Here is a 20,643-nt window from a genome sequence, read left to right on the forward strand (position 1 = left end):
ATGAATGCCAGCCGCCCGCAGTCCGATTCAGCAGAACCCTTGCGTCACCATATCCGGCTGTTAGGCCGATTGCTCGGCGAAGTCATCGCCGAATGCGAAGGCAAACGCGTCTTCGACACCATCGAGACCCTGCGCCGCACCGCCGTCAAATTCCGCCGCGAAGGCAATGCCGCCGACGGCAAGCTGCTGGAACAGCGCGTCAAGCACCTGCAGGGCAGCGACCCCAACTCGGTGGCGCGCGCCTTCAGCTATTTCCTGCACCTGTCCAACATCGCCGAGGACCGCGACCAGAACCGCAGCCAGCGCGCCCGCGCGCTGGCGGGCGACGCGCCGGCCCGCGGCAGCCTGCGCGATGCCGTGCAGACCCTGGGCCGCCAGGGCGTGACGCCCGCGCGCATCCGCCGCCTCCTGGCCGAGGCCTGCGTCATGCCGGTGCTGACCGCCCACCCCACCGAGGTGCAGCGCAAGAGCACGCTGGACGTGCATCGCGAGATCGCCGCGGCATTGACCCAGCGCGACCAACCCTTGACTCCCGAGGAACTGGCCGAGCTCGACGCCGCGCTGCTCGGCCGCGTGGCCACGCTGTGGCAGACGCGCATGCTGCGCTACACCCGCCTGACGGTGGCCGACGAAATCGAGAACGCGCTGTCGTACTACCGCAGCACCTTCCTGCAGGTCATCCCGCGCGTCTACGGCGACCTGTCCAAGCTGCTCAACCGCGACGCCAAGCCCTTCGGCGCCCCGCCCGCGCCGCTGGAGCCGTTCCTGCGCATGGGCAGCTGGATCGGCGGCGACCGCGACGGCAACCCCAACGTCGACGCCGACACGCTGGAGCGCGCCCTGCTGCGCCAGGCCACGGTGCTGTTCGAGCACTATCTGCAGGAAGTCCACGCGCTGGGCGCCGAACTGTCCATCACCACGCTGCTGATCGCGGTCGACCCGGCGCTGCTGGCGCTGGCCGAACACAGCGGCGACGACTCGCCGCATCGCAGCGACGAGCCCTACCGCCGCGCGCTGGTCGGCGTCTATGCGCGCCTGGCCGCCACCGCGCTGCGCCTGACCGGCCAGAACCTGGCCCGCCGCAGCACCGTCGCGGCGCAGCCCTACGACACGCCGCAGGAATTGTCGGCCGACCTGGCCATCATCGCAGCGTCGCTGGCCGCGCACCATGGCGCGCCCATCGGCCGGCTGCGGCTGGCCGGCTTGCAGCAGGCGGTCGAAGTGTTCGGTTTCCACCTCGCCACGGTCGACCTGCGCCAGAGTTCCGACGTGCACGAACGCGCGCTGGCCGAATTGTTCAGCCGCGCCGGCGTCACGCACGCGGGCCAGCCGCTGGACTATCTGGCGCTGGACGAGGACGCGCGCGTGGCCCTGCTGCGCGCCGAACTGGCGCAGGCGCGGCCGCTGGCCTCGCCCTGGATCGCCTACAGCGAGGACACCACGCGCGAGCTCGCGGTGCTGCGCGCCGCCGCCGCCGGCCGCCAGCGCTATGGCAGGCAGGCCGTGCGCCAGACCATCGTCTCGCACACCGAAACCCTCAGCGACCTGCTGGAAGTGATGGTGCTGCAGAAGGAAGCGGGCCTGATCGCGCCCGCCGGCCAGGACATCCCGCCGGAAGACGGCCTGATGGTGGTGCCGCTGTTCGAGACCATTCCCGACTTGCAGCGCGGCGCCGACATCATGGCCGCCTGGCTCGACCTGCCCGAGATCCGCGAGCGCGTGAAGCGCGCCCAGAACGGCGCCCAGGAAGTCATGCTGGGTTATTCCGACAGCAACAAGGACGGCGGTTTCCTCACCTCCAACTGGTCGCTGTACCAGGCCGAGCGCGCACTGGTCGACGTGTTCTCCAGCCGCCACGTGCGCCTGCGCCTGTTCCACGGCCGCGGCGGCTCGGTGGGCCGCGGCGGCGGTTCCAGCTTCGACGCCATCCTGGCGCAGCCGCCCGGCACCGTGGCCGGCCAGATCCGCCTGACCGAACAGGGCGAGGTCATCCAGAGCAAGTACAAGGACGCCGAGGTCGGCCGCTGGCACCTGGAGCTGCTGGTCGCCGCCACGCTCGAATCCAGCCTGGCGCCGCGCGCCGAGGCCACCAGCGCGGAAGACGCGCACATGGCGCAGCACGGCCCGGCCATGTCGTTCATGTCCGAGGCCGCGCAGCGCAGCTACCGCGGCCTGGTGTATGACACGCCGCGCTTTGCCGAGTACTTCTTCGCCGCCACGCCCATCGCCGAGATCGCCGGCCTGAACATCGGCTCGCGCCCGGCTTCGCGCAAGAAGGGCCAGCGCATCGAGGACCTGCGCGCCATCCCCTGGGGGTTTTCTTGGGCCCAATGCCGCCTGATGCTGACCGGCTGGTACGGCATGGGCTCGGCCATCGAGGCCTACCTGGAGACCGGCGCGCCGGGGGCGCCGCGCTCGCAGCGCGGCCGCCTGGCCCAGTTGCGCGAAATGGCGCGCGACTGGCCCGCCTTCCGCACCCTGCTGTCCAACATGGAGATGGTGCTGGCCAAGTCCGACCTGGCCATCGCCGCGCGCTATGCGCAGTTGGTGCCGCAGCGCGCGCTGCGCGAGAAGATCTTCGGCATGATCAGCGCCGAGCACGCCCGCACCCTGGCCATGCTCAAGCTGCTGACGCGGCGCGAACTGCTGGCCGACAACCCCGCGCTGCAGGCCTCGCTGCGCGAGCGCTTCGCCTACATCGACCCGCTCAACTATCTGCAGGTCGACCTGATCCGCCGCCACCGCGCGGCGCAGAAGTCGCCCGCCGCCGAGGCCGACGAACGCGTGCAACGCGCCATCCACCTGACCATCAACGGCATCGCAGCGGGGTTGCGCAACTCGGGCTGAGACGAAAGACCAACGCCGCGCCGGGGCCCCGCGCTCCGGCGCCCTCTTTGCCCCCATCCCCTCGGATCGGCCCTCCATGCGGAACGCGACGCCCCGGCAGGCGGCCTGGTGGCGCCCCGCACTGTCCACCTGCCGAACACCGCAAAAAGGCCATTTGTCCACCCCCGGCAACTTTTAGTACTATCTTTTCCAGAAATTCTATATACGCACAAATGTTCGTATATAGAACACAACGATTTTTCTGGCCCGCGCACAGGAAGACACCGACGGAAGAGACAGATCGCAGTTCCCTGGTTCCGCCTGTGCCGCCCGCCGCGCGCGCCGTGTAAGGCAAGCGAACCCTCATGGATACTCCCCTGCAGAATCTGGCCGTCATCGGCGCCGGCGCCATGGGCAGCGGCATCGCCGCGCTCTTCGCCTCGAAGGGATTGGACGTGGTCCTGGTCGATCCGATGGAAGGCGCCCTGGATCGCGCCCGCGCCGTCATCGAACGCCAGTTGAACGTCTACGCCCCCGGCCAGGTCGACGCCGTGATGCAACGCATCCGCATGGCGCCCGGCCTGGACGCGGCCGCCGCCTGTGATCTCGTCATCGAGGCGGTGCCCGAGAACCTGGAACTCAAGCGCGGCCTGTTCGCCCAGCTCGACGCGCTGTGCAAGCCCGCAGCGATCTTCGCCACCAACACCTCGGGCCTGTCGATCAACGCCATCGCCAGTGCTGTCGCGCGCCGCGACCGTTTCGTCGGCACGCACTTCTTCACCCCCGCCGACGTCATCCCGCTGGTCGAAGTGGTGCGCAACGACGCCACCTCGGAAGACACCGTGGCGCGCGTCATGGCGACGCTGCGCCTGGGCGGCAAGCGCCCGGTGCTGGTGCGCCAGGACATCCCCGGCTTCATCGCCAACCGCATCCAGCACGCCCTGGCGCGCGAGGCCATCTCGCTGCTGGAAAAGGGCGTGGCCAGCGCCGAGGACATCGACGAAGTGGTCAAGTGGAGCCTGGGCATCCGCCTGGCGCTGTCCGGTCCGCTGGAGCAGCGCGACATGAACGGCATCGACGTCCACTACGCCATCGCCAGCTATCTCTACAAAGACCTGGAAAACCGCACCGAGCCGTCCGAGCTGCTCAAGAGCAAGGTCGAGAACGGCCAGCTCGGCGCCAAGAGCGGCCAGGGGTTCTACACCTGGAGCGCCGAACGCCGCGAACGGGTGCTGCGCGACAAGAGCGCGGCGTTGGGCGAGCTGGCCGCGTGGCTCAATGCCAAGGCCGGCGATTCCTGACGCCGCCGCATCACCGAAACCCTACACCATAAGGCGCGCGGCGATCCCTCCGACGCGCCAGCGGGCCACGAGCCCAACCACACAAAGAAACCGACCGTCCCACCCGCGGCGCCGCCACATCCGGCGCGCCACGGCGCAAGACACAAGAGCAATATGCCTTACCGGAGTTCGTAGGAGGCACCATGAATAAATTGGCATCTTTTTTCACTGAGCTGATGCGCAAGTATCTGCCCGATCCCTTTGTCTTCGCGATCGCGCTGACCTTGCTCACCGTGCTGCTGGCCATGGGCATCGAAGGCCAGGGCATCGGCGACGTGACCCGCGCCTGGGGCAAGGGCTTCTGGAGCCTGCTGGCGTTCACCACCCAGATGGCCGTGATCCTGGCCATGGGCTACGTGCTGGCCACCGCGCCGCTGACCGACCGCCTGCTCAACCGCATCGTCAGCCACGTGCACAAGCCGCACACCGCCATCATCGTCGCCACGCTGGTGGGCGGCATCGGCAGCTACCTGAACTGGGGCTTCGGCCTGGTCATCGGCGGCATCGTCGCCAAGAAACTGGCGCTGAAGGTCAAGGGTGTGCACTACCCGCTGATCATCGCCGCGGCCTACAGCGGTTTCACCATGTACGGCCTGGGCCTGTCGGCCAGCATCCCCGTGCTGGTGGCCACCCCCGGCCACCCCACCGCCAAGCAGATGGGCATCATCCCGCTGACGGAAACCATCTTCTCGGTGCCGATGCTGATCACCAGCCTGGTGATCATCGTGACGCTGCCGCTGCTGAACGCCTGGCTGCATCCAAAGAAGGGCGAGAAGATCGTCGAAGTGGACCCGGCCATCGACCGCGACGCCAACGCGTCCAATGCGGCCGAAGACATGCTGGAGAAAGGCACCCTCGCCTCCAAGCTGAACAACAGCCGCATCCTCAGCCTGCTGATCGGCGCGCTGGGCGTGGCCTACGTCGCCTTCCACTTCATCGATGGCGGCTCGCTCGACCTGAACCTGATCAACTTCATCATCCTGTTCCTGGGCATCATCCTGCTGGGCACGCCGGCCGCCTACGTGGCCAAGCTGACCGAAGGCATCAAGACGATCTCCGGGATCATCCTGCAGTACCCGTTCTACGCCGGCATCATGGCCATCATGGCCGCCTCGGGCCTGGTGACCACGATCTCCAAGGTGTTCGTCGACGTCGCCACGCCGGCCACGCTGCCGTTCTGGGGCCTGATCAGCTCGTTCGTCATCAACTTCTTCGCGCCCTCGGCCGGCGGCCACTGGGTCATCCAGGGTCCGTTCATGATCGACGCCGCCCGCGAAATCGGCAGCGCGCTCAACCAGACGACCATGGCCGTGATGCTGGGCAACGCCTGGAACGACCTGGTGCAGCCCTTCTGGATCCTGCCGGCGCTGGCGCTGTCCAAGCTCAAGCTGCGCGACGTGATGGGCTATACGGTCATCATGATGTTGTGGGTCGGCGTGATCCACATCACCGCCGTGCTGGCGTGGGGCTATCTGACGCATTAAGCCCCCCCGTACGCGCTTGCGCGCGCCCCCCAGGGGGCGACACCTGCAGACCGGCAGAGCCGGATCTGGCGGTGTCCTCGCTGGGGAGGCAGATGGAATATTGAGAGGCGGTGTTCTTGAGGACGTCGCGATTGAGAACTGAATTGGGAGCTGAGATGAGCAAACCTACCGCGTATCTGGTGACCGGCGGCAGCGCCGGGATCGGCGCCGCCATCATCCGCATGCTGCTGGATGCCGGACACAAGGTCGTCAACATCGACTACCGCCTGCCCGAGCATCCGCCGGCGGGGCTGGTGTCGTACCAGGCCGACCTGACCGACGAGGCGCGCACCAAGGAAGTGGCCGCCGAAGTGACCGCGGCCTACGACATCGTCGGCCTGGTCAACAACGCCGGCGCCACGCGTCCCGGCACCGCCGACACGGCCACCCTGGCCGACCTGGACTACGTGGTCAACCTGCATCTGCGCACCGCGCTGATCCTGGTGCAGGCCGCGCTGCCGGCGATGCGCGCCGCCGGCTTCGGCCGCATCGTCAACATGTCGTCGCGCGCCGCGCTGGGCAAGCCGGACCGCGTGGTCTATTCGGCCACCAAGGCCGGCCTGGTCGGCCTGACGCGCACGCTGGCGATGGAACTGGGCGGCGACGGCATCACGGTCAACGCCATCGGCCCCGGCCCCATCGCCACCGACCTGTTCACCAAGAGCAATCCCGCCGGCGCGCCGCAGACCGAACGCATCATCAACAGCATCGTGGTCAAGCGCCTGGGCACGCCCGAGGACGTGGCGCGCGCCGCCATGTTCTTCCTGTCGCCCGACAACGGCTTCGTCACCGGCCAGATGCTGTACGTCTGCGGCGGCACGACGCTGGGCGTCGCCCCGATCTGAGACCGGCCGCCATGTCCGCCCGCCTGCCCGACTCCGCCCGCCCGCGCCGCCTAGCGGCGCAGCAGCGCGTGGTTGATCTGGTCGGCGGCGTGGCGCAGCGGCGGCAGGAAGGTCGCCAGCATTTCCTCGCGCGAGAAGCGGTTGGCATGGCCGCTGACGTTCATGGCGGCGATCACGCGGCCGCTGCGGTCGACGATCGGCACCGCGACGGATTGCAGGCCCGGTTCCAGTTCCTGCGCCACGCAGGCGTAGCCGTCGGCGCGCACGCCGGCCAGGATGGCCTTGAGCGCGCCGATGTCGGTCACGGTGTCCTTGGTATAGGCCTGGATCTGGCTCATGGCCAGCACCCGGTCCAGTTCGGCCGCGGGCAGGCCCGCCAGCAGCACGCGGCCCATCGACGTCACCCAGGCCGGCAGGCGGCTGCCCACCGCCAGGTTGATGGTCATGACCTTGTGCGTCGACAGACGCAGGATGTAGACGATGTCGGCGCCTTCCAGCACCGACACCGAGCACGACTCGCGCGTCTGCTCGGCCACTTCTTCCATGTAGGGCAGCGCCAGGTTCCACAACGGCGTGCCCGACAGGTAGGCGTAGCCCAGTTCGAGGATGCGCGGGGTCAGCGCGAACTTGCGGTCCTCGACCGTGACGTAGCCCAGGTGCTCCAGCGTCAGCAGGATGCGGCGCGCGCCGGCGCGGGTCAGGCCGGTGACGGCCGCGACCTCGGACAGCGTCATCTGGGAACGATCCGGGCCGAACGCCCGGATCACGGACAGGCCGCGCGCAAAAGATTGAACGTAGCTGTCGCTGGGTTGCTGGGTTGCTTGCTCGGTCATCCGTCTACCGCGAGAAAAAACGTTGCCGTTGCCGGCAACCCTGAAACGGGGAGGATCGCACCGCGCCGGCTTGCCTTGACGGTCGACCATCCCCATGAAACGATGTTCTTCAGAAGAACGAAAGTTCTAATTAAGAACAAATTATGACACGCCACCTATGAGCGAACACCATGATTTCTAAGCTTGTTGCAAGCGCGGCGGCCGCCCTCGCCGACGTCCCTGACGGCGCCACCGTCATGATCGGCGGCTTCGGCACCGCCGGCCAGCCCATGGAACTGATCGACGCCCTGCTCGAGCAAGGCGCCAAGGACCTGGTCATCATCAACAACAACGCCGGCAACGGCACCACCGGCCTGGCCGCCCTGCTGGGCGCCAACCGCGTGCGCAAGATCATCTGCTCGTTCCCGCGCCAGGTGGACTCGCAGATCTTCGACGGCCTGTACCGAAGCGGCAAGATCGAACTCGAACTGGTGCCCCAGGGCAACCTGGCCGAGCGCATCCGCGCCGCCGGCGCCGGCATCGGCGCGTTCTTCTCGCCCACCGGCTACGGCACCCCGCTGGCCGACGGCAAGGAAACCCGCGAGATCAACGGCCGCCAATACGTGCTGGAATATCCGCTGCACGCCGACTACGCCCTCATCAAGGCCGAGCGCGGCGACCGCTGGGGCAACCTGGTGTACCGCAAGACCGCGCGCAACTTCGGCCCCATCATGGCCAGCGCCGCGCGCGTGGCCGTGGCCCAGGTGCGCGAAGTCGTGGAACTGGGCGCCCTCGACCCGGAAACCGTCGTCACCCCCGGCATCTTCGTGCAGCGCGTCGTGCAGATAGACGCCGCCCAGGCCGCCAAGGAGCAGCAATGAGCACCAAACTGACCCGCGACCAGATCGCCGCCCGCGTCGCCCAGGACATCCCTGAAGGCGCCTACGTCAACCTCGGCATCGGCCTGCCGACGCTGGTGGCCAACCACCTGCCGGCCGACCGCGAGGTCATCCTGCACACCGAGAACGGCATGCTGGGCATGGGCCCCGCGCCGGCCAAGGGCGAAGAAGACTACGACCTCATCAACGCCGGCAAGCAGCCCGTCACCGAACTGCCCGGCTGCTCGTTCTTCCATCACGCCGACTCGTTCGCGATGATGCGCGGCGGCCACCTGGACATCTGCGTGCTGGGCGCCTTCCAGGTGTCGCAGCACGGCGACCTGGCCAACTGGCACACCGGCGCGCCCGACGCCATCCCCGCCGTGGGCGGCGCGATGGACCTGGCCATCGGCGCCAAGGACGTCTTCGTCATGATGGAACTGCAGACCCGCGAAGGCCAGAGCAAGCTGGTCGACGCCTGCACCTATCCGCTGACCGGCGTGCGCTGCGTGTCGCGCGTGTACACCGACGTGGCCGTGTTCGACATCCGCGCCGACGGCGTCACGGTGATCGACATGTTCGGCGAAACCACCGCCGACGAACTGCTGCGCCTGACCGGCCTGCCGCTGAAGTTTTCCAACTGATCAATCCCCGCGCCCCGGCAACGCCGGGGCCGATTTCCTGGAGACACCCATCATGTTGTTCATGGTTCAAATGCAGGTCAATCTGCCCGTCGACATGCCGGCGGCCCAAGCCGACAAGCTCAAGGCCGACGAAAAGGCCCTGGCGCAGCAGCTGCAACGCGACGGCAAGTGGAAGAGCCTGTGGCGCGTCGTCGGCCGCTACGCCAACGTCAGCATCTTCGACGTGCAGGACAACGACGAACTGCACGCGCTGCTGTCGTCGCTGCCGCTGTTCCCGTACATGGACATCCAGGTGACGGCGCTGGCGCGCCATCCCTCGGCCATCTGATCGGAGCCGCCCATGCCCTACATCATCGAAACCTTCGACAAGCCCGACCACCAGGCCGTGCGCCAGCAGCATCGCGCCGCGCACCTCGAATACCTGGACGCCAACAAGCACCTGCTGCTGGCCTGCGGCGCCAAGCTGCAGGATGACGGCAAGGACCTGGGCGGCGGCCTGTACATCGTCGACCTGGACACGCGCGAGGCCGCGCAGCAGTTCATCGACGCCGATCCCTTCGCCCAGGCGCAGCTGTTCCAGCGCGTGACCATCACGCGCTGGCGCAAGGCCTACGTCGACGGCACCTGCCACCTGTAATCGCCACGCGGCCGCCTCCGGGGGGCCGCGCTTTCATTCCCCGAGGATTTTCCGCATGTCTTACGCCGATCTCAGCCAGGCACGGCTGTTCTACGTCATCGATGGCCCCGCCGACGCGCCGGTGCTGGTGCTCTCCAATTCGCTGGGCACCAACGCCGACATGTGGGCACGCCAGGTTCCCGCGCTGAGCAAGCACTTCCGCGTGCTGCGCTACGACACCCGCGGCCACGGCAAATCCTCGATCCCCGACGGCGAATACAGCTTCGCGCAGCTGGGCAACGACGTCGCCGAACTGCTGGCGCACCTGAACATCGAACGCGCCCACTTCTGCGGCCTGTCGATGGGCGGCCCCACCGGCCTGTGGCTGGCGCTGAACCGTCCCGAACTGATCGGCAAGCTGATCCTGTGCAATACCGCCGCGCGCATCGGCTCGGCCGAAGGCTGGAGCGCCCGCATCGCCGCCGTGGCCGAACAGACGCTGGAAAAGATGGCCCCGACCCTGGTCGAGCGCTGGCTCACCGACGGCTACCGCGCCGCCGAGCCGGGCCTGTCGCAAGTGCTGGTCGATATGCTGCGCCGCACCTCCGACGCCGGCTACTCGGGCAACTGCGCCGCGTTGCGCGACGCCGATTTCCGCGAACAGGTGTCGGCCATCACGGCGCCGACGCTGGTCATCAGCAGCACCCACGACCTGGCCGCCACGCCCGCGCAGGGCCAGGAACTGGCCGCCGCCATCAACGGCGCGCGCTACCTCGAACTGAACACCTCCCATATCTCCAACTGGGAACAACCGGAAGCCTTCACCCGCGCGGTGGTCGACTTCCTCACGGAGTAAACCATGCAGCGCTGGACCCATCGGCCCGAAGGCTCCAACTGGGGCGACTTCGGACCCGACGACCAACTCGGCCGCCTCAATCTCATCACCGAAGAACAGGTCCTGAAAGGCGCGCGTGAAATCCGCGCCGGCAGAACCTTCTGCCTGTCGCTGCCGCTGGACCTGCCCGGCGGCAACGTGCTCAACCCGCGGCGCCATCCGCCGCAACTGAGCCCGACGCGCCTGGCCGACACGCCCTACCTGAACTTCCCGCTGCGCAACGTCAACCCGGACGCGGTCGACGTGCTGAGCGACGACCAGGTGCTGCTGTCGATGCAGTACTCGACGCAATGGGACGCGCTGGCGCACGTCGGCGCGCTGTTCGACGCCGATGGCGACGGCCAGCCCGAGCTGCGCTACTACAACGGCTTCCAGGCCGGCGTCGACGTCATCGGCCCGGCCGATGGCGACCACACCGGCTGCGGCTGCAACAGCGGCGGCCCCTCGGCCGCGCTGAAGCTGGGCGTCGAGAACCTGGCGCAGAAAGGCATGCAGGGCCGCGGCGTGCTGCTGGACCTGGCGCGCCACTACGGCCCCGGCCGCACCCTGATCGGCCACGCCGAGATCCAGCACGTGCTGAAGACGGACGGCATCGAGATCGAGCCCGGCGACATGCTGGTGCTGCGCACCGGCTACGCCGAAGCCGTGGTCGCCATGGCCGGCAAGCCCGACGCCGAGGTGCTGCACACCTACGGCGCCGCGCTCGACGGCACCGACGCCGCGCTGCTGCAGTGGATCACCGACAGCGGCATCGCCGCCATCTGCGCCGACAACTATGCTGTGGAAGCCTATCCCGCGCGCGAGAAAACCGGCCCGCGCGCCATGCTGCCGCTGCATCACCACTGCCTGTTCAAGCTGGGCCTGCCGCTGGCCGAGCTGTGGTACCTGAAGGACCTGGCCGACTGGCTTCGCGCCAACGGCCGCCATCGCTTCATGCTGACCGCCCCGCCGCTGCGCCTGCCGCACGCGATCGGCTCGCCGGTCACGCCGATCGCCACGGTGTAGGCGACGCCTGCGGTTGCGCCGGGCGTGGCGGGAATGCGCGCCTGGCAGGTACGCTCTTCAACGGCACCGTCGCCATCAGGGCTCGCCGCAACGGGCGACGGCCGACTTGGAGCACGCAGAAAAAAGCGCCTGTCCGTTCAACGGCCGGCGCTTTTCACCTGCGCGGAATCAACGCCGCGTTCAGCCCTTCAGGCAAGTGCTCATGAAGGTCTTGCGCTTGTCGCCGGTCAGCTTCTGCTCGCCGGCCTTGGCGTTGCAGTCCTTCATCTTCTGCTGCTGCGGCGTCAGCTGCTTGGCGGGCGGCGGCGCCTCGCCCTTCAGGCAGGCGCTCATGTACGTCTTGCGATCATCGCCCTTCTTGCCCTCGGCCGACTTGTTGCAATCGGCCATGCGCTGCTGCTGCGCGGTTGGCGTCTTGGCGGGCGTGGCGGCAGGCGCCGGGGTCTTGGCGGGTGCGGGCGTGGCGGCCGGCGTCTGGGCATGGACGGCGCCCAGGAAACAGGCGGACAACACGATGGCCGAAGCCAATTGGCTAGTACGGGAAAGCATGAGTTCCTCCCTTGAGCGCCCGCCGACGCCATCCTGGCGCACACCCGGGCCGCAAGATCCGCCGGCCAAGTTGCCGGCGTGGTCATCATCGGACAAAGCCGCATGCTCCGCAAGCGCCGAAAGGACAACAAATGCTAACGCCGCCGCGATCGTTCAGCTTGCGGAAAGGCGCGGAAATACCCGCAAGTCGGAGACATTCCGATGCACTTGTGGCATCCACAGATGAATCTGCGGCCATCCCCTGCAACCTGTTACCCATTCATCCCTTTGGCCCGTTGTGCGCCCGGCGGGAAAGGTGTGAGATAGGCGCATGATCCCGACACGCGGCCCCAGAGTCCGCGGCTGGGACGCCCGGCAACCGGGTCACAGGAGACCGCCATGAAAACCGTCCTCGCCTCCCTCGCATTGCTGGCCGGCCTGACCGGTGCCGCCCATGCCCAAAACCTGTACGGCGTCACGCTGGGCAATATCCAGGCGATCCGCGACGCCAACGAAAACGTCTCCACCATCACCGGCTCGCTGGCCAACCAATCGGCCCGCGCCGTCAACTACGTCATGCTCACTTTCGTGCTCTACGACGAACAGGGCCGCGAAATCGGCCGCGTGCGCGACGACGACATCGGCCCCCTGGCGCCGGGCCAGATCAAGATGATCCGCGCCATCACGCCGCTGCAATTCGCCAAGGTCACCGCCCTGGACATCCGGGCCAGGTGAATGGTTGACCCCCACGCTGCGCGCTGCGCGCTTGCTGCCCCCCGAGGGGGCTGTCCGGCCTTCGGGCGGCCGGGCGGCCGGACGGCTTTTCTTGCGCGACGGCCGCGCGTTTCCCACGCTGCGCGCTGCGCGCTTGCTGCCCCCCGAGGGGGCTGTCCGGCCTTCGGGCGGCCGGGCGACCGGACGGCTTTTCTTGCGCGACGGCCGCGCGTTTCCCACGCTGCGCTCACTTGCCCGACGGATTGCTCCGGCAAAAAACCCTTATCAGGATAGGGTTTAGTCAAGCCGGCGCAAGTCCAATTGTGGGAAAATTCCGCAGCCGACTCGACAAAAGGGGCTTCCACACGAAGCCCCTTGTTGCGTCCGCCGGCACGCCGGCATGCCCGGCCCAGTTATCAAGGAAGTGAAAAGATCATGTTTCCCAAAAGACTCACCGAAGGCTATCAGTCCTTTCTCGCCGGCCGCTTCCACTCGGAACGCAGCCGCTACGAAAAACTGGCCGAAACTGGGCAAAGCCCGGAAATCCTGATCATCGGCTGTTGCGACTCGCGCGTCTCGCCCGAAGCCATCTTCGACGCCGGCCCCGGCGAAATGTTCGTCGTGCGCAACGTCGCCAACCTGGTCCCGCCCTGTGACCCCGACTCCGAATCCTCGTACCACGGCACCAGCGCCGCCATCGAATTCGCCGTCAACGGCCTGAACGTCAAGCACATCGTCGTCCTCGGCCACGCCTCCTGCGGCGGCATCCGCGCCTTCTTCGACGACGCCAAGCCCCTGACCAAGGGCGACTTCATCGGCAAGTGGATGTCCCAGATCGCGCCCGTCGCCGACGAACTCGGCCCCGGCGGCGACGACCGCGCCGCCAACCTCAAGCGCCTGGAACTCGCCGTCATCGGCCACAGCCTGAACAACCTGATGACCTTCCCCTCCATCCGCCGCCGCGTCGAAAAGGGCGACCTGGAGCTGCACGGCACCTACTTCGGCGTCGCCACCGGCGTCCTGTTCCTGCGCGACCCCGCCACCGGCGAATTCAGCCCCTGCCTGGAGACCGGCCTGCCCGGCTGACCGCTCCGCAAACGCGGCGGCTCAGCCGCCGCGCGCATGTCGCCACGGACAAATAGCGCAGACGCATCCGCGCCATGCAAACGCGGCTGGCACGCCAAACCGTCACAGCGCAGCCGCAACATCACACGGCCAGCGCAGCGCCATCACCAGCGCGCAGCGTCATCCCCGACGCCAGACACCCAAACGCCAAAGAAGGCCGCCCGCGCGGCCGCCTTTGGCGACCCCGCAAGACCTTCCCCTACCCCCGATCGCTGGCAAAAACGCCAAGCAAACAACTAGCCCCCACGGCCCCCGTTAAGGCTCATCGCGAGCGGGTGACGGGGCAGGCGGGGGATGGCGGGGCGTGTAGATGCGCCCGAGGGAATCTGAAGGGAAGGCCGCAGGCCTGGACGAAGATGACGAAGGGGGAGTCCGGAGCGAACGCTCCGGACCGCAATCGTAGCCCCGCCATCCCCCGCCTGCCCCGGCGCCCGCGCCTAAAGAACCCAACAACAGCGCCAGCAATCCCCTCAAACCCGATAGGCCTGCGCCAACCTCTCATAATTATTCTTAAGAATGATCCCCGCATAGTAGACATGCTCCCGCATCAGATCCTCAGCCCGCGCCCCATCCCGCGCAATAATGGCATTGACGATCCGATGATGATCATCATGCGACCGCAGAATGATCCCATGGTCCTCCCACAGGATGATCCGATCCGACGCATAAGGAATCGCCTGCGCCTGCGTCGCGAACCGCTTCACCCACGGATTGCCCGCCGCCTCCAGGATCCCGTTGTGCAAGGTGATGTTGACCTGCTGGTAAGGCAGATGGTCCTCCGCCAGCAGCACGCCCTTGCCGAGAATGCGATCGCCTTCGTCCAGGCAGTTCTTCAGCACCGCCACCGCGTCATTCGATAAACCGCGCAGCGCCGCCTGCCGACAGGCCAATCCTTCGAGCGCCGCGCGCACCTCGTAAGCCGCCACGATCTCGGCCAGGTCATACGCCCGCACCGTATAGCCGCGCTTGGGCAAGTGCTCCAGCAGCCCCTCGTTGCCCAGCGTCGCCAGGGCCGCCCGCACCGGCGTGCGCGACACCCCCAGCTTCTCGGCCAGCGGAATTTCCTCCAGGCGGGCGCCCGGGCTGAACTTGCCATGCAGCACCCAGTCCCGCAGCGTATCGGTCACGTGTTGAGATAGCGTATCCATGCCCGCATTGTATACATGAAGAATACATGCGACAGCGCTCCATACCATCACGCTAGGGCTTTCCCCAATGATAACCATCAAGCTTCATGCGCAACTACGGGAAACCCCCTATACCTGCCTCCCCATCATGTATACATAATCGCCAAAAATTCAGATCAGCGGACGCCGTTTCCAAGGCGGGCGAATCCGCGCAACAGGAGGCAGCATGTCCAATGTATCCACGCCGGCCGCAGGCCCGGCTCCGCGGCTCGCGCTCGTCACCGGCGGTGGCGGCGGCATCGGCGCCACCATCTGCCAGGAGCTGGCCCGCGCAGGCTACCGCGTGGTGGTGTCGGACGTGGATGCCCAGCGCGCCCGCCGCGTGGCCGACGAACTCGGCGCGCCCCACAGCGCCCATGCCTTCGACGTCAGCGATGAAAGCGCCGTCGAAACGGCGTTCGACCAGATCGAGCAGGCCCACGGCCCCATCGCCGTGCTGGTCAGCGCCGCCGGCCTGCTGCTGTTCCAGCCCAACGGCGAACGCCCGCTCATCAAGGACACTACGCTCGACATCTGGGAACGCAGCTTCGCCGTCAACGCGCGCGGCGTGTTCCTGTGCGGCCGCGCCTACCTGCGCCGGCGCGAAGCCGCGCCGCTCAAGCATGGCCGCATCGTCACCTTCACGTCGGTCGCCGCGCAACTGGGCGGCTATCGCTCCAGCGCCTCGTACATCGCCGCCAAGTCGGCCGTGCTGGGCCTGACCAAGGCCATGGCGCGCGAATCCGCGCACCTGGGCATCACCGTCAACGGCATCGCGCCGGGGCTGATCGACACCGACATGCTGCGCAGCACCGTCACCAGCAGCGGCGCGCTCGCGGCGGCCGCCCAGGCGATTCCGCTGGGCCGCATCGGCACGGTGGACGATGTCGCCGCCGCGGTGCGTTTCCTGGCCTCGGAAGAAGCGGGCTACATCACCGGCAGCGTCATCGACGTCAACGGCGGCTACCGCATGCAGTGAACCCTGTGCAATGAACCCAATCCGGCGGCTTCGCCGCCAAGCAGCAACGCGCCATGGATAAAGGCGCGCACTCAAAAAACGGGAGACAAACCATGAAGCACCTCCGCCGCCACGCGGCCGCCGCGCTATGCGCCCTCGCCCTGGGCGCTTCCGCCCAGGCGCAGCAGGAACCCGGCATCACCGACAAGACCATCCGCATCGGCCTGTTCGCGCCCCTGTCGGGCAGCGGCATGGCCTATGGCTTTGACGTGCTGAACGCCGCCAAGATGTGGTACGCCAAGGTCAACAAGGAAGGCGGCATCAACGGCCGCCAGATCGAGCTGGTGATCGAGGACGACCGCTGCAACGCCAACGACCTGGTGGCGGCGGTCAAGAAGCTGACGGAGCAGGACAAGGTGTTCCTGCTGAACGGCGGCTCGTGCTCGGCCGCCGTGGTGGCCGCGCGCGAATACGTCGAGCGCGAGAAGGTGCCGCTGGTCATGCTCAACGCCTCGGGTGACGGCGCGCTGTATCCGCCGTCCAAGTACATCTACGGCGCGTTCTCGATCTCGCAGCACGCCGTGGGCGGCTCGATGGTGCAGTTCGCCGCCGAGCACCTCAAGGCCAGGAAGATCGGCTACATCAATCACGACGATGCCTACGGCGGCTGGAACCTGGAAGCCGCCCAGGCCCAGTCCAAGCAGCTGGGCGGCCTGAACCTGCAGGTGCAATCGGTCAATCCCAACATCACCGACGTGACCGCGCCGATGCTCAAGATCCGCGCCGGCAATCCCGACGTGCTGCTGCTGACGACCTACGCCCGCCCCGCCGCGCTGATCATCAAGAAGGCGCAGGAACTGGGCTGGAACAAGCCCATCGTGCTGGCCGTCAACGGCACCGCCGACCTGAAGCAACTGGTGGAGAACGTCGGCAACAAGGACGCCTTTAAGAACGTCTACATCCAGGAAGTGCTGGCCGACGTGCCCGGCGGCGCCAAGCTGACCTGGGTCTACGATATGTACAAGCAGGCCTATCCGGACCTGGCCGCCAAGCCCGGCCACCCGCAGACCTACATGCCCTACGGCCTGCCGCCCGCCATGGCGGTGGTCAATGCGCTCAAGGCCGCCGGCCCGCAGCCCACCCGCGAGAAGGTGCTGGCCGCGCTGGAGACCATGAAGTTCGATTCCGGCGTCATGGCCGGCCCGATCGAATTCGGCCCGAACGACCGCGCCGCGCAGGAAGCGGCCATCTACATCAAGTTCGACGGCACCAGCATGTCGCTCGTGCCGGGCGCCTTCAAGAGCGTCTGGCAGTACCAGCCGTAACCGCCGCCACAGGCCAGGTCCGCGCCGCGGCGCAGCGCCGCGCGGACCGCCGGAGACCATCATGAGCTTTGCCGATATCTGGTTGTTCCTGCAGCAGGGGGTGCTGTCGGGACTGGTGACGGGCAGCGTGTACGCGCTGCTGGCGGTCGCCGTCGTCATTATCTTCAAGACCACCGACGTGCCCAACTTCGCCCAGGGCGAGATCTTCATGGTCGGGGGCTACATCGCCCTGTTCCTGACCCTGGTGATGGGCTGGCCCTACCTGGCGGTCATTCCAGTCACGCTGCTGGTGGTGGCCGTGGTCTCCGGCCTGTTCCAGCGCGTCGTCATGGAGCGCGTCATCGCCTCCAGGGGCGTGGGCGTGCAGATGGTGATCGCCACGCTGGGCCTGGCCTACGCCCTTAAAGGGCTGGTGCGCCAGAGCGGGTTGGGCGACACGCCGCGCTCGCTGCCGCCGCTGGCCCCCACCGACGCCATCCTCATCGGCGATGCCGTGCTGACACAGCTGGACCTGGTGATCTTCGCCGTGGCCGTGGGCGTGATGCTGCTGTTGTACGTGATGTTCACCTACACCCGCGTGGGCAAGGCCATGCGCGCCGTCGGCATGAACCCCAAGGCCGCACGCCTGGTGGGCGTGAACCTGACGCGCATCCGCATGATGGTGTGGGCGCTGTCCGGGCTGATCTCGGCCGTGGCCGCGCTGCTCATCACGCCCAAGATCCTGATCACGCCGGACATCGGCCACATCGCCATCCTGGCCTACGCGGCCGCCATCGTCGGCGGCATCACCAGCCTGCCCGGGGCGGTGGTCGGCGGCTTCGTGATCGGCGTGGCCGAGAACCTGGTGGGCCTGTTCATTTCGACCAACGCCATCGTGGTGGCGCCCTTCGTCGCCATCATGGTGGTGCTGCTGCTGCGTCCGCAAGGCCTGCTGGGCGGCAAACTGCAGGTGAAAAAAGTATGAAATCCAAGACCGACCGCGCCCTGCTGGCGCTGATGGCCGTGGCGCTGGCGGCCCTGCCGTTCGTCGCCAGCGGCTATGTGATCTACGTCGTCAACCTGCTGATGGTGTTCGTGGTGCTGGCCCTGGGCCTGCACATCGTCATCGGCGAGACCGGGCAGTTCGCCCTGTCGCACGCCGCGTTCTACGGCGTCGGCATCTACACCGCCGGGCTGATCAACAACCTGTGGCATCCGCCCTTCTTCGTCTCGATCCTGGCGGGCGGGCTGTTGGCGGCCGTGCTCGGCTACCTGATCGGCGCGCTGGCGCTGCGCATGCGCGACATCTACCTGGCGCTATCCACGTTCGCCTTTGGCGAGGCGATGCAGTGGGTGTTCCTGAACTGGCAGTCAGTGACCAACGGCTCGAACGGCTTCCGCATTTCGCCGGCCACGCTGTTCGGCTATGAGCTGGTGTCCGACATCAAGGCCTATCCCTTCGTGGTAGCGATCGCCGCGTTGCTGCTGTGGGTCACCGTGGCGCTGTCGCGCTCGCAGCTGGGCTCGGCCTTTCGCGCCGTGCGCGAGAGCGACGTGGCGGCGCAGGCCATGGGCGTGAACGTCAACGCCATCAAGCGCACCGCCTTCACGCTGTCGGCGGCCTACGCCGGCATCGCCGGCGGCATGTACACCACCTTCGCCTCGTTCATCCATCCGGAGAGCCTGGGTTTCCAGACCACCATCCTGATCCTCACCATGGTGGTGGTGGGCGGCATCGGCTCGGTGCGCGGCGCCATCGCCGGCGCCATCGGCTTCGGCCTGATCTCGGAGCTGCTGCGCCAGGCGCTGTCGTTCCAGGAAATCATCTATGGCGTGATCCTGATGGGCTTCATGATGTTCGCGCCAAAGGGCCTGTTCGCCGGCCGCGAGGCGCGCCGCCGCGCGCCGCCGCCAGCCGCGCCGCTGCCCGCGCGCCGGGACGCCCAGGGCGCCACCGCCAAACCCACGCAAAGGAGCGCCGCATGAGCGCCCAACCCTACCTCGACGTCCAGGGCCTGACGGTGAAATTCGGCGGTCTGACCGCCATCAACGGCCTGTCGATGCAGGTCGAACGCGGCCGTATCCACGCGCTGATCGGCCCCAACGGCGCCGGCAAGTCCACCACCTTCAACTGCGTCTCGCGCTACTACCGACCGACGCAGGGCCGCATCTTGTTCGACGGCGTCGACATCACGAAGAAGAAGCCGCACGAAATGGCCGCGCTGGGCGTGGCCCGCACCTTCCAGAACCTGGAACTGTTCAGCGCGCTGACGGTGCGCGAGAACGCGCTGCTGGGCACCTATGCGCACGGCGCCAGCACGGCCGCGCGCCTGCTGCGCCCGGCCAATGCCGAGGCGCGCGAACGCGTCGAGCACCTGCTCGAACGCGTCGGCCTGGCCGACTTCCTCGACACGCCCGCGTGCAGCCTGGACTTCGGCCGCCAGAAGATGCTGGAACTGGCGCGCGCGCTGGCCATCTCGCCCAAGCTGCTGTTGCTGGACGAGCCCGCCGCCGGCCTGCGCAACCGCGAGATCGAGACGCTCGACCGCATCCTCACCGAGCTGTGCGAACGCGACGGCATCACGGTGCTGCTGGTCGAGCACGTGATGCAGCTGGTGATGTCGATCTCGGATCGCATCACCGTCATGTCGTTCGGCGAGAAGATCGCCGAAGGCACGCCCGCGGAGGTGCGCAGCAACCCCCGCGTCATCGAAGCCTATCTGGGCAAGGGAGCCGCCGGTGGCTGAGAACCTGCTTGAAGTCGAATCGGTCAGCGCCGCCTACGGCAATATCCGCGCCCTGCAGGACGTGTCGCTGAAAGTGCCGCAGGGCGCCATCGTCGCGCTGCTGGGCGCCAACGGCGCCGGCAAGTCCACCACGCTCAACGTGATCTCGCGGCTGGTGACGCCCACCGCGGGCAGCGTGCGCTTTGCGGGCGAGGCCATCCATCGCCAGCCGGCCGACGCCATCGTCAGCCGCGGCATCGTGCAGGTGCCGGAGGGCCGCGAGATCTTCCGCGAAATGAGCGTGCGCGAGAACCTGGAGATGGGCGCCTACCTGCGCCAGGACCGCCAGGCGGTCAAGGCCGACCTGGACATGGTCTGCGATACCTTCCCGCGGCTGCGCGAGCGCTTCGAGCAGAAGGCCGCCACGCTGTCGGGCGGCGAACAGCAGATGCTGGCCACCGGCCGCGCCATGATGGCGCGCCCGCGCATGATCCTGCTGGACGAACCGTCCATGGGCCTGTCGCCGCTGGTGGTGGAACAGATATTCGACATCGTGCTGCGCCTGAACCGCGAACAGGGCATCACCATCCTGCTGGTGGAACAGAACGTGAAGCTGGCGCTGTCGGTGTCCAGCTATGCCTACATCCTGGAAAACGGCGAGATCGCGCTGGAAGGCGCATCGGCCGCGCTGGCCAGCGACGAAGGCGTGCAGCGCGCCTACCTGGGCGGCTAGGAGCG

General features: G+C 67.6%; 21 protein-coding genes. 18 read left to right on the top strand and 3 right to left on the bottom strand.

Features of this window, described 5'->3' with window-relative positions; genetic code table 11:
• The 4 genes from ppc to AC6CR5_RS17885 all read left to right on the top strand — a co-directional run bounded on the left by ppc (position 1) and on the right by AC6CR5_RS17885 (position 6,534).
• Entirely contained in the window at positions 1-2,847 is a 2,847-nt protein-coding gene (gene ppc / locus AC6CR5_RS17870) for a phosphoenolpyruvate carboxylase (protein WP_498084779.1), read from the top strand.
• A gap of 344 nt (positions 2,848-3,191) precedes the next feature.
• Positions 3,192-4,127 (top strand): 3-hydroxyacyl-CoA dehydrogenase family protein, encoded by a 936-nt coding sequence (locus AC6CR5_RS17875; RefSeq protein WP_448685473.1) that lies wholly within the window; start codon positions 3,192-3,194, stop codon positions 4,125-4,127.
• A 182-nt stretch (positions 4,128-4,309) separates the two neighbouring features.
• Entirely contained in the window at positions 4,310-5,650 is a 1,341-nt protein-coding gene (locus AC6CR5_RS17880) for a short-chain fatty acid transporter (protein ID WP_006390043.1), read from the top strand.
• Positions 5,651-5,805: 155 nt separating this feature from the next.
• A complete protein-coding gene (locus AC6CR5_RS17885; RefSeq protein WP_006391655.1) occupies positions 5,806-6,534 on the top strand; it encodes an SDR family NAD(P)-dependent oxidoreductase in 729 nt (242 codons plus the stop codon).
• Between the two features lie 50 nt (positions 6,535-6,584).
• Here AC6CR5_RS17885 and AC6CR5_RS17890 read toward each other — a convergent pair whose 3' ends face one another.
• Positions 6,585-7,367, bottom strand: coding sequence for an IclR family transcriptional regulator (locus tag AC6CR5_RS17890; RefSeq protein ID WP_498084780.1), 783 nt, complete (start codon positions 7,365-7,367; stop codon positions 6,585-6,587).
• Between the two features lie 170 nt (positions 7,368-7,537).
• Between AC6CR5_RS17890 and AC6CR5_RS17895 the strand changes: the two genes are divergently transcribed.
• The 6 genes from AC6CR5_RS17895 to AC6CR5_RS17920 are packed head-to-tail and all read left to right on the top strand — an operon-like array spanning position 7,538 to position 11,384.
• Positions 7,538-8,227 carry a 3-oxoacid CoA-transferase subunit A gene (locus AC6CR5_RS17895; RefSeq protein WP_024070578.1) on the top strand — a complete coding sequence of 230 codons (690 nt, stop codon included), beginning with the start codon at positions 7,538-7,540 and terminating at the stop codon, positions 8,225-8,227.
• Positions 8,224-8,868 carry a 3-oxoacid CoA-transferase subunit B gene (locus AC6CR5_RS17900; RefSeq protein WP_020926099.1) on the top strand — a complete coding sequence of 215 codons (645 nt, stop codon included), beginning with the start codon at positions 8,224-8,226 and terminating at the stop codon, positions 8,866-8,868. The genes AC6CR5_RS17895 and AC6CR5_RS17900 overlap by 4 nt, the downstream gene beginning before the upstream one ends.
• A gap of 52 nt (positions 8,869-8,920) precedes the next feature.
• Entirely contained in the window at positions 8,921-9,196 is a 276-nt protein-coding gene (gene catC, locus AC6CR5_RS17905; RefSeq protein WP_020926098.1) for a muconolactone Delta-isomerase, read from the top strand.
• Between the two features lie 12 nt (positions 9,197-9,208).
• Entirely contained in the window at positions 9,209-9,505 is a 297-nt protein-coding gene (locus tag AC6CR5_RS17910) for a YciI family protein (RefSeq protein ID WP_024070579.1), read from the top strand.
• A gap of 55 nt (positions 9,506-9,560) precedes the next feature.
• Positions 9,561-10,340, top strand: a complete 780-nt coding sequence (gene pcaD, locus AC6CR5_RS17915; RefSeq protein WP_155867591.1) for a 3-oxoadipate enol-lactonase — start codon at positions 9,561-9,563, stop codon at positions 10,338-10,340.
• A gap of 3 nt (positions 10,341-10,343) precedes the next feature.
• Positions 10,344-11,384, top strand: a complete 1,041-nt coding sequence (locus AC6CR5_RS17920) for a cyclase family protein (RefSeq protein WP_498084781.1) — start codon at positions 10,344-10,346, stop codon at positions 11,382-11,384.
• 180 nt (positions 11,385-11,564) lie between these two features.
• On the opposite strand, the gene AC6CR5_RS17925 is transcribed toward AC6CR5_RS17920, so the two are convergent.
• Positions 11,565-11,933: a PsiF family protein gene (locus tag AC6CR5_RS17925; RefSeq protein WP_024070582.1), complete on the bottom strand. Its 369-nt coding sequence runs from the start codon at positions 11,931-11,933 to the stop codon at positions 11,565-11,567.
• 378 nt (positions 11,934-12,311) lie between these two features.
• On the opposite strand from AC6CR5_RS17925, the gene AC6CR5_RS17930 reads away from it, so the two are divergent.
• On the top strand, positions 12,312-12,647 hold the full coding sequence (locus AC6CR5_RS17930) for an FxLYD domain-containing protein (RefSeq protein WP_006390029.1): 336 nt from the start codon (positions 12,312-12,314) through the stop codon (positions 12,645-12,647).
• A 414-nt stretch (positions 12,648-13,061) separates the two neighbouring features.
• Positions 13,062-13,712: a carbonic anhydrase gene (locus AC6CR5_RS17935; protein WP_006390028.1), complete on the top strand. Its 651-nt coding sequence runs from the start codon at positions 13,062-13,064 to the stop codon at positions 13,710-13,712.
• Positions 13,713-14,221: 509 nt separating this feature from the next.
• On the opposite strand, the gene AC6CR5_RS17940 is transcribed toward AC6CR5_RS17935, so the two are convergent.
• Complete coding sequence (locus tag AC6CR5_RS17940; RefSeq protein WP_230846684.1) at positions 14,222-14,878, bottom strand: GntR family transcriptional regulator; 657 nt, start codon at positions 14,876-14,878, stop codon at positions 14,222-14,224.
• Between the two features lie 226 nt (positions 14,879-15,104).
• Here AC6CR5_RS17940 and AC6CR5_RS17945 point away from each other — a divergent pair, with 226 nt between their 5' ends.
• From AC6CR5_RS17945 to AC6CR5_RS17970, 6 genes are all read left to right on the top strand, one after another.
• Positions 15,105-15,896, top strand: coding sequence for an SDR family NAD(P)-dependent oxidoreductase (locus tag AC6CR5_RS17945; RefSeq protein ID WP_006390026.1), 792 nt, complete (start codon positions 15,105-15,107; stop codon positions 15,894-15,896).
• A gap of 92 nt (positions 15,897-15,988) precedes the next feature.
• Positions 15,989-17,200: an ABC transporter substrate-binding protein gene (locus AC6CR5_RS17950; protein WP_498084782.1), complete on the top strand. Its 1,212-nt coding sequence runs from the start codon at positions 15,989-15,991 to the stop codon at positions 17,198-17,200.
• Positions 17,201-17,261: 61 nt separating this feature from the next.
• Complete coding sequence (locus AC6CR5_RS17955; RefSeq protein ID WP_020926089.1) at positions 17,262-18,164, top strand: branched-chain amino acid ABC transporter permease; 903 nt, start codon at positions 17,262-17,264, stop codon at positions 18,162-18,164.
• Positions 18,161-19,165, top strand: coding sequence for a branched-chain amino acid ABC transporter permease (locus AC6CR5_RS17960; protein ID WP_038504514.1), 1,005 nt, complete (start codon positions 18,161-18,163; stop codon positions 19,163-19,165). Before AC6CR5_RS17955 ends, AC6CR5_RS17960 begins: the two co-directional genes overlap by 4 nt.
• The gene (locus AC6CR5_RS17965; RefSeq protein WP_058665611.1) at positions 19,162-19,926 is read left to right on the top strand and encodes an ABC transporter ATP-binding protein; all 765 of its coding nucleotides are present in this window, start codon (positions 19,162-19,164) and stop codon (positions 19,924-19,926) included. The genes AC6CR5_RS17960 and AC6CR5_RS17965 overlap by 4 nt, the downstream gene beginning before the upstream one ends.
• Positions 19,919-20,638, top strand: a complete 720-nt coding sequence (locus AC6CR5_RS17970) for an ABC transporter ATP-binding protein (RefSeq protein WP_024070589.1) — start codon at positions 19,919-19,921, stop codon at positions 20,636-20,638. The genes AC6CR5_RS17965 and AC6CR5_RS17970 overlap by 8 nt, the downstream gene beginning before the upstream one ends.
• Positions 20,639-20,643: the final 5 nt, after the last annotated feature.

Source organism: Achromobacter sp. EG18 (genome assembly GCF_059759395.1).

Excerpts from the sequence above, each read along its gene's own strand:
- ppc (WP_498084779.1), top strand. The coding sequence starts at position 1 with ATGAATGCCAGCCGCCCGCAGTCCGATTCAGCAGAACCCTTGCGTCAC.
- AC6CR5_RS17875 (WP_448685473.1), top strand. The coding sequence starts at position 3,192 with ATGGATACTCCCCTGCAGAATCTGGCCGTCATCGGCGCCGGCGCCATG.
- AC6CR5_RS17880 (WP_006390043.1), top strand. The coding sequence starts at position 4,310 with ATGAATAAATTGGCATCTTTTTTCACTGAGCTGATGCGCAAGTATCTG.
- AC6CR5_RS17885 (WP_006391655.1), top strand. The coding sequence starts at position 5,806 with ATGAGCAAACCTACCGCGTATCTGGTGACCGGCGGCAGCGCCGGGATC.
- AC6CR5_RS17890 (WP_498084780.1), bottom strand. The coding sequence starts at position 7,367 with ATGACCGAGCAAGCAACCCAGCAACCCAGCGACAGCTACGTTCAATCT.
- AC6CR5_RS17895 (WP_024070578.1), top strand. The coding sequence starts at position 7,538 with ATGATTTCTAAGCTTGTTGCAAGCGCGGCGGCCGCCCTCGCCGACGTC.
- AC6CR5_RS17900 (WP_020926099.1), top strand. The coding sequence starts at position 8,224 with ATGAGCACCAAACTGACCCGCGACCAGATCGCCGCCCGCGTCGCCCAG.
- catC (WP_020926098.1), top strand. The coding sequence starts at position 8,921 with ATGTTGTTCATGGTTCAAATGCAGGTCAATCTGCCCGTCGACATGCCG.
- AC6CR5_RS17910 (WP_024070579.1), top strand. The coding sequence starts at position 9,209 with ATGCCCTACATCATCGAAACCTTCGACAAGCCCGACCACCAGGCCGTG.
- pcaD (WP_155867591.1), top strand. The coding sequence starts at position 9,561 with ATGTCTTACGCCGATCTCAGCCAGGCACGGCTGTTCTACGTCATCGAT.
- AC6CR5_RS17920 (WP_498084781.1), top strand. The coding sequence starts at position 10,344 with ATGCAGCGCTGGACCCATCGGCCCGAAGGCTCCAACTGGGGCGACTTC.
- AC6CR5_RS17925 (WP_024070582.1), bottom strand. The coding sequence starts at position 11,933 with ATGCTTTCCCGTACTAGCCAATTGGCTTCGGCCATCGTGTTGTCCGCC.
- AC6CR5_RS17930 (WP_006390029.1), top strand. The coding sequence starts at position 12,312 with ATGAAAACCGTCCTCGCCTCCCTCGCATTGCTGGCCGGCCTGACCGGT.
- AC6CR5_RS17935 (WP_006390028.1), top strand. The coding sequence starts at position 13,062 with ATGTTTCCCAAAAGACTCACCGAAGGCTATCAGTCCTTTCTCGCCGGC.
- AC6CR5_RS17945 (WP_006390026.1), top strand. The coding sequence starts at position 15,105 with ATGTCCAATGTATCCACGCCGGCCGCAGGCCCGGCTCCGCGGCTCGCG.
- AC6CR5_RS17950 (WP_498084782.1), top strand. The coding sequence starts at position 15,989 with ATGAAGCACCTCCGCCGCCACGCGGCCGCCGCGCTATGCGCCCTCGCC.
- AC6CR5_RS17955 (WP_020926089.1), top strand. The coding sequence starts at position 17,262 with ATGAGCTTTGCCGATATCTGGTTGTTCCTGCAGCAGGGGGTGCTGTCG.
- AC6CR5_RS17960 (WP_038504514.1), top strand. The coding sequence starts at position 18,161 with ATGAAATCCAAGACCGACCGCGCCCTGCTGGCGCTGATGGCCGTGGCG.
- AC6CR5_RS17965 (WP_058665611.1), top strand. The coding sequence starts at position 19,162 with ATGAGCGCCCAACCCTACCTCGACGTCCAGGGCCTGACGGTGAAATTC.